Source organism: Kribbella sp., from assembly GCF_035655035.1.
Taxonomy (GTDB): Bacteria; Actinomycetota; Actinomycetes; order Propionibacteriales; family Kribbellaceae; genus Kribbella.
Genome location: NZ_DASRVN010000523.1, coordinates 1 through 10,398, shown reverse-complemented (window position 1 = coordinate 10,398; position 10,398 = coordinate 1). Strand labels below are relative to the sequence as shown.

The 10,398-nt window shown below is 70.1% G+C and carries 10 protein-coding genes and 1 pseudogene; 7 read left to right on the top strand and 4 right to left on the bottom strand.

Annotated features, from left to right (window positions below):
• From VFF46_RS28525 to VFF46_RS28505, 5 genes and pseudogenes are all read left to right on the top strand, one after another.
• Window positions 1-546 (top strand): annotated as a pseudogene (locus VFF46_RS28525) (lantipeptide synthetase); the annotation flags it as partial.
• Window positions 547-550: 4 nt separating this feature from the next.
• Window positions 551-688 carry a SapB/AmfS family lanthipeptide gene (locus VFF46_RS28520; RefSeq protein ID WP_184839847.1) on the top strand — a complete coding sequence of 46 codons (138 nt, stop codon included), beginning with the start codon at window positions 551-553 and terminating at the stop codon, window positions 686-688.
• A gap of 284 nt (window positions 689-972) precedes the next feature.
• Complete coding sequence (locus VFF46_RS28515) at window positions 973-2,745, top strand: prolyl oligopeptidase family serine peptidase (protein WP_325040309.1); 1,773 nt, start codon at window positions 973-975, stop codon at window positions 2,743-2,745.
• A complete protein-coding gene (locus VFF46_RS28510) occupies window positions 2,742-4,394 on the top strand; it encodes an ABC transporter ATP-binding protein (protein ID WP_325040308.1) in 1,653 nt (550 codons plus the stop codon). The genes VFF46_RS28515 and VFF46_RS28510 overlap by 4 nt, the downstream gene beginning before the upstream one ends.
• Window positions 4,391-6,076, top strand: coding sequence for an ABC transporter ATP-binding protein (locus tag VFF46_RS28505; protein WP_325040307.1), 1,686 nt, complete (start codon window positions 4,391-4,393; stop codon window positions 6,074-6,076). Before VFF46_RS28510 ends, VFF46_RS28505 begins: the two co-directional genes overlap by 4 nt.
• Here VFF46_RS28505 and VFF46_RS28500 read toward each other — a convergent pair.
• Window positions 6,055-6,618, bottom strand: a complete 564-nt coding sequence (locus VFF46_RS28500; protein ID WP_325040310.1) for a response regulator transcription factor — start codon at window positions 6,616-6,618, stop codon at window positions 6,055-6,057. The two genes, VFF46_RS28505 and VFF46_RS28500, sit on opposite strands and share 22 nt — an antisense overlap.
• 430 nt (window positions 6,619-7,048) lie before the next feature.
• Between VFF46_RS28500 and VFF46_RS28495 the strand changes: the two genes are divergently transcribed.
• The gene (locus tag VFF46_RS28495; RefSeq protein ID WP_325040306.1) at window positions 7,049-7,720 is read left to right on the top strand and encodes a transglycosylase family protein; all 672 of its coding nucleotides are present in this window, start codon (window positions 7,049-7,051) and stop codon (window positions 7,718-7,720) included.
• Window positions 7,721-7,778: 58 nt separating this feature from the next.
• Here VFF46_RS28495 and VFF46_RS28490 read toward each other — a convergent pair whose 3' ends face one another.
• The 3 genes from VFF46_RS28490 to VFF46_RS28480 are packed head-to-tail and all read right to left on the bottom strand — an operon-like array spanning window position 7,779 to window position 9,613.
• Window positions 7,779-8,429: a hypothetical protein gene (locus VFF46_RS28490; RefSeq protein WP_325040305.1), complete on the bottom strand. Its 651-nt coding sequence runs from the start codon at window positions 8,427-8,429 to the stop codon at window positions 7,779-7,781.
• A 4-nt stretch (window positions 8,430-8,433) separates the two neighbouring features.
• On the bottom strand, window positions 8,434-9,075 hold the full coding sequence (locus tag VFF46_RS28485) for a Pr6Pr family membrane protein (protein WP_325040304.1): 642 nt from the start codon (window positions 9,073-9,075) through the stop codon (window positions 8,434-8,436).
• 40 nt (window positions 9,076-9,115) lie between these two features.
• On the bottom strand, window positions 9,116-9,613 hold the full coding sequence (locus VFF46_RS28480) for a 2TM domain-containing protein (RefSeq protein ID WP_325040303.1): 498 nt from the start codon (window positions 9,611-9,613) through the stop codon (window positions 9,116-9,118).
• 118 nt (window positions 9,614-9,731) lie between these two features.
• Between VFF46_RS28480 and VFF46_RS28475 the strand changes: the two genes are divergently transcribed.
• Window positions 9,732-10,331 (top strand): TetR/AcrR family transcriptional regulator, encoded by a 600-nt coding sequence (locus VFF46_RS28475; protein WP_325040302.1) that lies wholly within the window; start codon window positions 9,732-9,734, stop codon window positions 10,329-10,331.
• Window positions 10,332-10,398: the final 67 nt, after the last annotated feature.

Genomic DNA, 10,398 nt, shown 5'->3' with positions numbered 1-10,398 from the left:
CTCGGCGACACCGGCCTGCTCGACCTCGCGGAGATCGCGCTCCGGCAGGACCTGAAGCGGACCGTGCTCACCGAGGACGGGATGCGCCAGGTCAACCAGGGCTGGCGGACCCTGCCGTACCTCGAAGAAGGCTCGGCCGGGATCGCGCTCGTCCTCGAGCGGTACCTGCGCCACCGGCCGTCCGACGAGCTCAGTACGACGCTCGACGAGCTGAAGCGGGTCACGCACTGTTCTTACTACGTCCAGCCCGGCCTGTTCATGGGTCGCGCCGGTGTGCTGCTCACGGCCGCCGCTCTCGGTAATCAGGTCGACGACCTGATCAGAGGGCTCGGCTGGCACGCGATGCCGTTCGCGGGCGGCCTCGCGTACCCGGGCAACCAGCTGCTCCGGCTCTCGATGGACCTGTCGACCGGCTCGGCCGGCGTACTGCTGGCCTTGGGCACGGCGCTGCACTCCGCGGATCAGACGCCGGTGTCCCTCCCGTTCCTCGGACCTCCCCAGTGGTCCGAGTCCGCATCCCGACGAACCGCACCGAAGGAGGTGTAAGAACATGGCACTTCTCGACCTTCAGGGCCTCGAGACCCCGGGTTACGGCCACCACGGCCACCACCACGGCGGCTCCACGCTGACCGTGCTGGGCTGCGCTTCGCAGACCCCGAGCAACCTGAGCCTGCTGCTCTGCCACTGATACACGGCACCTGTTATGCCAGGTAGTAGAGGTCGCGCGGACAGGTGATGCCGTCGCGAGCGACGTCCCGCGGAGTGCTGGGCAAGGCGGAGGAGGGAGGCAGGACGGAGTCCTGTCGACCGACGACAACGCCGCCCAGTGCCCGCGGGGCGGCGCGTAGCAGGCATCACCTGTTCGCGGGACCTCGCAGGCCCTGGGTGGGATTCCCCGCCCGGGGCCGACCTGTCTTCGGGGTAGCTCCGGGCCGGTGGGCTCGTTGTGTTGGTGGGAGAGGGGAGAGTGAGGTGATCGATTCCGTGCAGTCTCATCCATGCGCCGAGCGTCTGACGCTCGTGGAGCAGGTGCACGGCACTACCGTCGCGGATCCGTACCGCTGGCTCGAGGACCCGTCCGCCGCCGAGGCGTGGCTGCGGGACCAGGACGAGCTCTGGCTGACGTACGCCGCTTCGCTGAGCACCAGGTTCGCCTGGAAGAACCGTGTCCGGGCGTTGTCCGCCGTCAGCAGCGTGTCCACGCCGGTCCGGCGCGGCGGCCGCTGCTTCACCCTGCGCCGTGAGGCCGGGCGGCACGCCGTACTGTTCGCCGACGAGACGCCGCTGATCGACGTACGGCAACTGGACCCGAGCGGTCTGACCACGCTCGACGGGTGGCAGCCGTCGCCGGACGGGAGCAAGGTCGCGTTCCAGCTGTCCCGCGGCGGCACCGAGCAGTCCACGCTGTCGGTCCTCGACGTCGACAGCGGTCAGCTGATCGACGGCCCGATCGACGGCTGCCGGTACTCCCCCGTCGCCTGGCTCCCGGACAACCGCACCTTCTACTACGTCCGCTTCCGTCAGGTACGACGGCACACGCTGGGCAGCTCCGGCGACACCACGATCCTCGCGGACGAGGCGTCGTACGGGCTGGAGCTGAGCGCTGGCCGGTGGCTGACGATCTGTACGCCGACCGACCTGTGGTTCCAGGACCTCGCGAGCGACGACCCGGCGCCGAAGCACATCCCGACCACGGGCACCACGATCATGTCGGTGGGCCCGGACGGCCGGTTGTACGTCGTGATGGCCGGGCGGATCTGCGTCGGCGACCCGTCGGAGCCGACCGTCTGGCACGACTACCTCCAGCCTGAGCAGCCGCTGACCGGCCTGGCGATCCTGGACGACGTCGTACTGGTCAGCACTGCCACCGAGATCACCGTGCACGACCGGCTCACCGGCGAGCGCCGCGGCGCCGTCGACCTCCCGGGGCACGGCTCGGTCGGATCGCTGAGCGCCGACGGCAACCGGGCCTGGTACACCTACACGGACACCGTGACCCCGCCGACCGTCCACTGCTACGACCCCAGCACGGACCGGCCGGCCGAAGCACGCTCCCTGCCGACCGAGCTCCACATCATCGGCAAGCCGGGTCCCACGATCCTCTACGGGTACGGCGGGTTCGGACAGGAGCTGACACCGTCGTACTCCGCGTTCGCGCTGGCCTGGGTGGAAGCGGGTGGGTCCTTCGTGACCGCGGACCTGCCGGTCGGCACCCGGCACGACAAGCAGCGCGTCATCGACGGCTTCATCGCCGCCGCCGAGCGCCTGATCGCCGACGGCTGGACGACGCCGGACCAGCTCGCGATCTGCGGTGAGTCGAACGGCGGGCTGCTCACCGCGGCGGCCCTCACCCAGCGCCCGGAGCTGTTCGCCGCTGCGGTCTGCTCGGCGCCGCTGACCGACATGGTCCGCTACGAGCTCTCCGGTCTCGGCGAGCGCTGGACCGCGGAGTACGGCTCGGTACAGGACGCCGACGACTTCCGGAACCTGCTCGCCTACTCGCCGTACCACCGGGTCGTCGACGGGGTGAAGTACCCGGCCGTGCTGCTGACCGCCTTCGGGAACGACACGCGCGTGGATCCCTTGCACGCAAGGAAGATGACGGCGGCGCTCCAGCACGCGACCGCCGGTCCGCGCCCGGTCCTGCTCCGCTTCGAGGCCGACGCCGGCCACACCACCGGCGGCATCAACCTGGCCGCCGACCTGCTCGCGTTCCTGGCCGACCAGACGGGACTCGACGCATGATCACCTTCAACGAGGTGGCCAAGCACGGACGCGGGTGGCTGCCGCTGATCGGGCTCAACGCTCTGATCGGCAGCGCCGTCACATTGGCGCTGCCAACGATTCTCGGGCGGTCGGTGGACTCGATCGTGGCCGGTGACGGCTACACCCGCTGGCTGATCGTCACGGCCGCGCTGATCGGGCTCGGGATCGCGGCGAGCATCGTCGACGCGTTCGCCGGTGCCGCCTGCGTCGCCGAGACGACCGCCTGGCTGCGGAACCGCCTGGTCCGCCACGTCGTACGCGGCGGCCCGGACGGCTCCCACGACTTCGAGACCGGTGACCTGGTCACCCGGGTCTCGGCGAACGCGTCCGACGCCGCGCAGGCCGGACCGGCGGCCGTGACCGCGATCGCCGCGATCGCTCCTCCACTCGGCAGCCTGGTCCTGCTGGCCTTCATCGACCCCTGGCTCGCGGCCGCGTTCTTCGGCGGCGTGCTGCTGGTGATCGTGGTGCTCTGGACCTTCGCGAAGCGCACTGCCGACGTCAGCCTCGCCTACCAGGAGACCCAAGGCCGGATCGCGGCCTTGCTGTCCGAGTCGCTGACCGGCATCCGCACCATTCAGTCCGCCGGTACGACGGAACGCGAGGAGCGCCGCATCCTCGGCCTGCTCCCCGAGCTGCACCGGCACGGCGTCGTCACCTGGCGGATCCTGGCCCGCTCCGGCGCCCAGGCGGCGGTCGTCGGCCCGCTCGTCCTGGTCGCCGTACTGGCCGTCGGCGGCCTGCAACTGGTGGCCGGCAACGTCACCGCGGGCGAGCTGTTCGCCGCCTCGCAGTACGCCGTCCTCGGCGCCGGGCTCGGCAACCTGACCGGCGTGCTCGGCGAGCTCGCCCGCGCCAAGGCGGGTGTCCGACGGTCCGCCGAGGTGATCGCGATCGAGCCGGTCGCGCACGGCACGCTGTCGCTGCCGCGCGGTTCCGGGCAGCTGACGTTCGACGGCGTCAGCGTCGTCGCGAACGGGAACGTCCTGCTGGACAACGTGAATCTCGACCTGCCCGGCGGCGTCACGATCGCGGTCGTCGGCCCGAGCGGCGCCGGCAAGTCCGTCCTCGCGGCGGTCGCCGCCCGGCTCCGGGACCCGTCGACCGGGCAGGTCTCGCTGGACGGCGTACCGCTGCAAGCCGTCAGCCGGAGCGTACTTCGGCACGCCGTCGGCTGCGCGTTCGAGCGTCCGCAACTGATCGGCCGCACCGTCGGCGAGGCGATCGACCCGCACGCGGTGAGCCCGATCGGGACCCTGGCCGCGGCCCGCGCGACGCACGCCCACGACTTCGTCAGCCGGCTGCCCGACGGCTACTTCACCTCGTTGCGCAAGGCGCCGATGTCCGGAGGCGAACGGCAACGCCTCGGCCTGGCCCGCGCCTGGCCGGCCCGCCGGTTGCTGGTCCTCGACGACGCAACGTCGAGCCTGGACACCGCGACCGAACGGCAGATCAGCCGCACCCTGACCGAGGACCGCCGGCACCGCACCCGCCTGATCGTCACGCACCGCCCGGCCACCGCCGCCCGCGCCGATCTGGTCCTCTGGATGGACCACGGCCGCGTCCGCGCCCTGGCCCCGCACGCCGACCTCTGGCACAACACGTCGTACCGAGCCGTGTTCGGATGAAGCGGGAGCTGTCGTACGGCGCGGCCGCGCTCCGGAAGAAGGCCACCCTCCGGTTGATCGGGTGGTCGGTTCCGGAGATCCTGCCGACGGCGGTGTACGGCATCGCGGTGGCGCGGGCCACGGACAGCTTCCTCGCCGGGCACGCCTGGCAGGGGATCGCGTGGCTGGGCGGGTTGGTGGCGACCGCCGGGCTCGGCGCGGCGGGCGCGCGGCAGGTGTACGGGCGGCTCGGCGATCTGGTCGAGCCGTTGCGCGACGATCTGGTACGGCGGGTTGTCGGGGGCGCGCTGCGGACCGGTGACGACGGTGCCGTCGCGCGGCTGAACCGGCAGGTCGAGATCGTCCGCGACACGTTCGCGGGGCTGGTCCTCGTACTGCGGAGCTTCGCGGTCACGTTGTTCGGCGTACTCACGGGCTTGTTGTCGCTGGCGCCGATGGTGGCGGCGTTCGTCGTACCGCCGTTCCTGCTCGGGTTCGCGTTGTCGTTGGCCGTGCTCGGGATGGCGGCGGACCGGGTCCGCGCGTCGCTGGCCGCGGACGAGGAGCTGGCGGCGGCGGCCGGCATGGTGTTCGGCGGGGTGCGGGACATCACCGCGACCGGGACCGAGGAGTACGCCGAATGGCTTGCAGGGCAGCCGATCCAAGCACATGCGGCGGCCGAGCGGGCATTGGCGAAGGTGTCGGCCCTGCGGACGTTGTGCTTCGCGGTCGGCGGCTGGTTGCCGTTGCTGATCCTGCTCGCGACCGGCCCCTGGCTGGTCGGTCGTGGCGTCAGTACGGGCACACTGCTGGGCGGGCTGACCTACGTACTGATCGGGTTGCAGCCCGCGTTGAACACGGTCATGAACGCGTTGGGCGACAGCGGTCTGCGGTACGTCATCACGCTCGGCCGGATCCTCGACACGTCGACACCGGCTGAGCGGGCGCGTCCGGTCGACGAGCTCACCGGGTACCAGGTCCGGTTGCGCGGCCTGACCTTCGCGTACGGGCCGAAGGCGGAGCCGGTGCTCGACAAGCTCGAGCTGACGATCGCCGAGGGCGAGCACCTGGCCGTCGTCGGGCCGAGCGGGATCGGGAAGTCCACCCTGGCCGGACTGATCTGCGGGATGCTCGCGCCGACCGGCGGCCAGGTGCTGCTCGGCGGCGCGGCACCGACCGAGGCGACCGTCGACCGGCTCACTCAGACCCGCGTGCTGATCCCGCAGGAGGCGTACGTCTTCAGTGGCACGGTCCGCGACAATCTCAGCTACTTGTTGCCGGACGCAACAGACCATCAGCTGGAGCTGGCCGCGAAAACCGTAGGCGCCGACCAGCTTGTGGACCGGCTCGGCGGGCTGTCGGCCGAGGTGAAGCCGGGCGAGCTGTCCGCCGGTGAGAAACAGCTGCTCGCGCTGGTCCGCGCGTACCTCTCGCCGGCGCCGCTCGTCGTACTCGACGAGGCGACCTGTTTCCTGGACCCCGAGGCGGAACGCCAGGCCGAGGAGGCGTTCGCGAGGCGACCCGGCACGCTGATCGTGATCGCGCACCGGATCAGCTCCGCGCTGCGCGCCCGCCGCATCCTGGTCCTGGACGGCAACCAGGCCGCGCTCGGCACCCACGCCGCGCTGATGCGGACGTCCCGGATGTACCGCGACCTGCACGGCAGCTGGAGTCCGGGCGCTCAGATCCAGCCGGCCTCGTAAGCCTTCCGGATCGCTTCGATGCGGCTCCGCGAGCCCGTCTTCGCAAGAATCCGGGACAGGTAGTTCCGGACCGTGCCGGTGCTCAGGCTGAGCGTACGCGCCACCTCCTGGGCCGTTGCGCCCGTAGTGACCTGACGGAGCACCTCGCACTCACGGTCGGTCAGCGGGTTGTCACCGGCCTTCAGAGCGGCCACAGCCAGCCGTACGTCGACCACGGGCAGCCCCTTGGCCACGTCGCGGACGGCCTGCACCAGCTGGTCGGTTGTGACATCGGTCGCAATCAGCCCGATCCGTGGCGCCTGCTTCACCAGCGCGAGACTGGTCGCCGGGATCGCCTCGTGGTCGATCAGCACCAGGACGCCGCGGCCGGCCAGTTTGCGGCAGAGCTCCTCGATCCGGATCCGGCCGGGCAGCTGCGGGTCGAGCAGGAACACGTCCGGGCGCCGGCCGGCCACCTGGAGCACGTCCTCGGAGCGGTCGACGTCCGCCACCACGTCGAGGTCGTTCTCCCTTGCCAGCACCGCGGCCAGTGCACCACGCACCAATGTGCCACGATGGCCGAGAGCCACTCGGATCACCGCTTCTGCCCCCATCAACGTCCGTCGCCTCACCCGTGATTCGTTAACGAGCGAACGCCCGTGATGACACGCACAGGCCGTCGAAACCCTCCGTTCGAAGACCCATAAACCGATCGGTTCCGACCCCTGGAAAACAGCGTTCCGAGGCCCGGAAACTGTTCTGTTGCAGGGGTTTCGGAACCTCAAGACACGGAAAAATTCGGGGCAGATTCCAATCTGGACTTGCGTTTCCGCCGGACCTCACCGAGGATGGCTCAGGTCGCGCCGTTACCGGGGCGTGACCATTCGGACGCTGTCCTGTTACCTGCAGTGAAACGGGTCCGAGTGCCCCCACCCCTGCACGGGGGGCCTGGTGTGCTCCACCATGCCCAAGCTCACAAGGAGCAATTTTCTGATGTCCAAGGCACGACATGCTCGCGCCCGGCGAAGCACTCGCCGGGTGGCCCGAACCATCTCGATCGCCGGTCTGGGAGCCGGCATCACGGCCGTCGGAACGGCCTCGGCCTTCGCGGCCGACTACACGGTCAAGCCCGGTGACACGCTGTCCCAGATCGCCCAGGCGAACGGGACCGACTGGCACCAGCTGGCGAAGGCCAACAACCTGCAGAACCCGAACCTGATCCTGATCGGGCAGACGCTGACCCTCGACGGCGTCAAGAGCTCGGCCGGCCAGGACCAGGCTCCGCGGGTCACCCCGAAGTCCGAGAGCTACAACTCGGACTCGAACAAGTCGGACTCCAACCGGTCCGCGACCCGCAAGTCCGACAGCAACCGCAGCACCCGCTCCGCCGACCGCCCGCAGGCGAGCAACGGCGGCGGCGGCAAGGCGAGCCTCAGCGGCGCCTGGGCCAAGGTTGCGAACTGCGAGTCCAGCGGCAACCCGCACGCGGTCAACGGCGGCGGCTACTACGGTCTGTTCCAGTTCGACCTGCAGACCTGGCGCAGCGTCGGCGGCTCCGGCAACCCGACGAGCGCGTCGGCCGGCGAGCAGCTGATGCGGGCGAAGAAGCTCTACTCGCAGCGCGGCGCCTCCCCGTGGCCGGTCTGCGGCCGGTTCCTTCGCTGATCTGGTGACGACGCCGGGCGGGTGGTAGGTCGACCGTCCTCCCACCACCTGCCCGGCGTCAGTTACGGGTGATGACCAGCATCTCGTCCGCCCCGGCCTGGAACTCGTAGGGGACCTTGCGGATCTCGCACGTCACACCCTCGAGCGAGGCCAGCAGCTCCGGCAGCCAGGCGATCGGTTCGCCGGCACCCTGCTGCACCAGCGGGAAGATCCGTACCTCGGCATTGCTGACCCGGATCAGCTCGCGCAACGCGGCCGCGTGCCAGTCCCGGTCGTACTTGTCGGCCCAGGTGAACAGCAGGTGCGAGCACAGCACGAGCTCGAACCGGCGGTCACCGAACGGCAGCTCGGGCAGCCCCGCGGCGACGTACCGCTCCGGTGCCGCCGCGACATCCTGCAGGAACCGGTCGGCTGCCTCGATCCGGTACTGATCCTTCCGCTCCGGTGATCCGTACCAGTGCCAGACGAAACTCCCCTGGTGCTCGTCCACGATCCCGGACGTGGCCGGCAGACTCTTCCGGACGCTGTCCACGAGCTCGGCATGATCCAGCTCGTACGCCGGGTCGGCGGCGATCGCGTCCACCCCACGGGCCGCGGCCTCGGCGGTGAAGCCGGCGCCGCCCGCGCAGCAGTCGAGCACGGATTCGGGGAGTTCCTTCAGGTCGAACATCGCTTCGTACTCGTCGTACGAGCGCGAGGTCACCAGCACGGGTCTACCTTTCGACGGTTCTGTTCCGGCGCAAGCGACGGTCGAGGGCGTTCGCCCCGGCCGCCAGAGCCAGGAACAGTACCGCTACCAGCAGACAGTTCAGCAGCACCCGTCCGTACCCGTGCTCGTCCACGTTCACGAACGGGTACGGATAGAACCCGACGAACGCGCCGCGGATCAGCGTGAACACCAGCCAGAGCAGCGGGTACACGATCGACCACCCGACGATCCGCCAGTCGATGGTGCCGCGCGGCCCGAACAGCAGCCAGCCCAGTACGCCGGCCACCGGGGCCGCCGTGTGCAGCAGGAAGTTCGCCACCTCGGCAGCCCCGTGCAAGTCGTCCAGACCGGCGAGCACCGCGTGGTAGACGATCCCGGTCACCGCGATGCACAGCACGCCGTTCAGCCGCAGCGTCTTGAGAAGCGTGCTCTCCCGGCGATCCGGCCGCACCGCCAGCAACAGCGCCGTACCGCCGAGAAGCAGGTTCGACTGGATGGTGAAGTACGCGAAGGTGTTGAACACCCGCTCCGGGTTGTCCGGGAAGAACCCCTCGTGCCCGTTGGCGGTCACCACCAACTGGATCACGATTCCCAGCACCACGATCAGCCCGGTCACCGCTGCCCAGATCCGCCCGACCTTCGTCATGCAGGAAATGTACGACGAGTGACCGCCCGGACCTCGGAGGTTACGCCGACTGCTTCTCCTGCGGCGTCCGGTCGAACGAGTAGCTGAAGGACACGATCGCGTCGATCACCAGCGCGATCGTCCACGGCACCGCCGGCCCGAGCAGAGCGTCGTACCCGCGGCCGGACAGCAGGCCGAGGCCGAGCATGATGCCGACACCGATGAGATACGAGATCAGGTGCCGCAGCCAGGCGGCGCGTTCGTGCCGGGCGCGCTCCGGGCCCTTCTTCGGCAGCTTCGCCGGGCGCGGCGCGCCGGCCATGAAGTGCGCGGCCCACTTGTCGGCCCACTTCAGCGTCTGATGGCCGAAGCCGATGCTGACGCCGACGAAGATCGCGGCCAGCGAGTGCTTGAAGGACGGCGCCGCGCCGCGCTGGATGTCCACGATGCTCGCCACCAGCAGCACCACGTCGACCAGCGGCACGGCGGCGAGCAGCACCATTCCGGTCCGGCGCAGCCGCAGCAGGTACCGCGTCACCAGGCCGGCGACCAGCAGCACCCAGAAGCCGATCTCTCACGCGGCGATCACAGCGAGCAGCACGGTCTTCCTCCCGAGATTTTTTCAGTACGACTGTGTTGTAAAGCTAGACTAACACAGCTGTGCTAAAAAGGACGTCATGCCGAAGATCGTCGACCACGCCACCCGCCGCGAGGAGATCGCCGAAGCGCTCTGGCGGGTGGTCCGCCGGGACGGGATCCGGGCGGCGTCGGTCCGGACCATCGCCGCCGAGGCCGGCTGGTCCGCGGGCGCGGTGCGCTACTACTTCCCCGACCAGGACGGGCTGCTCGGCTTCGCGATGGACCTGGTGTCGCGCCGGGTCACCGAGCGGATCGACGCGATCGTCGCCAAGGGCAGCGTGCCTGGCACGGTACTGCGGTACCTCGACGAGGTGCTGCCGCTCGACGAGGAACGCCGCGCGGAGTTCGACGTGTGGCTGGCGTTCATGGCGCAGGCCCAGGCCGAGTCCGGTGCCGGCACACTGCACGCCCATACCGACACCGTGCACAACGAGCTCCGCGCACTGTGCGCGACGCTGATCCGCGCGCTCGCCGACGCCGGCCTGCTGAAGGACGGCCTCGACGTACGTCGCGAGACCGAGCGCCTGCACGCCCTGCTCGACGGCCTCTCCCTGCACGCCGCCATCCAGCCCGAACGCACCACCCCAACCCGCGTCCGCCAACTGATGCGCCACCACATCGAGTCACTACTCGCCTAACCCTCCCCACCCCGACCAAGGGACGTGCCTCGTCCACCTCCCCACCCGCGCCTCCAACTCCCTGCCC

What these genes read in the sequence shown, in the direction of transcription:
- VFF46_RS28475 (WP_325040302.1), top strand. Translation starts at nt 9,732, where the DNA reads ATGCCGAAGATCGTCGACCACGCCACCCGCCGCGAGGAGATCGCCGAA.
- VFF46_RS28510 (WP_325040308.1), top strand. Translation starts at nt 2,742, where the DNA reads ATGATCACCTTCAACGAGGTGGCCAAGCACGGACGCGGGTGGCTGCCG.
- VFF46_RS28485 (WP_325040304.1), bottom strand. Translation starts at nt 9,075, where the DNA reads ATGACGAAGGTCGGGCGGATCTGGGCAGCGGTGACCGGGCTGATCGTG.
- VFF46_RS28520 (WP_184839847.1), top strand. Translation starts at nt 551, where the DNA reads ATGGCACTTCTCGACCTTCAGGGCCTCGAGACCCCGGGTTACGGCCAC.
- VFF46_RS28505 (WP_325040307.1), top strand. Translation starts at nt 4,391, where the DNA reads ATGAAGCGGGAGCTGTCGTACGGCGCGGCCGCGCTCCGGAAGAAGGCC.
- VFF46_RS28495 (WP_325040306.1), top strand. Translation starts at nt 7,049, where the DNA reads ATGTCCAAGGCACGACATGCTCGCGCCCGGCGAAGCACTCGCCGGGTG.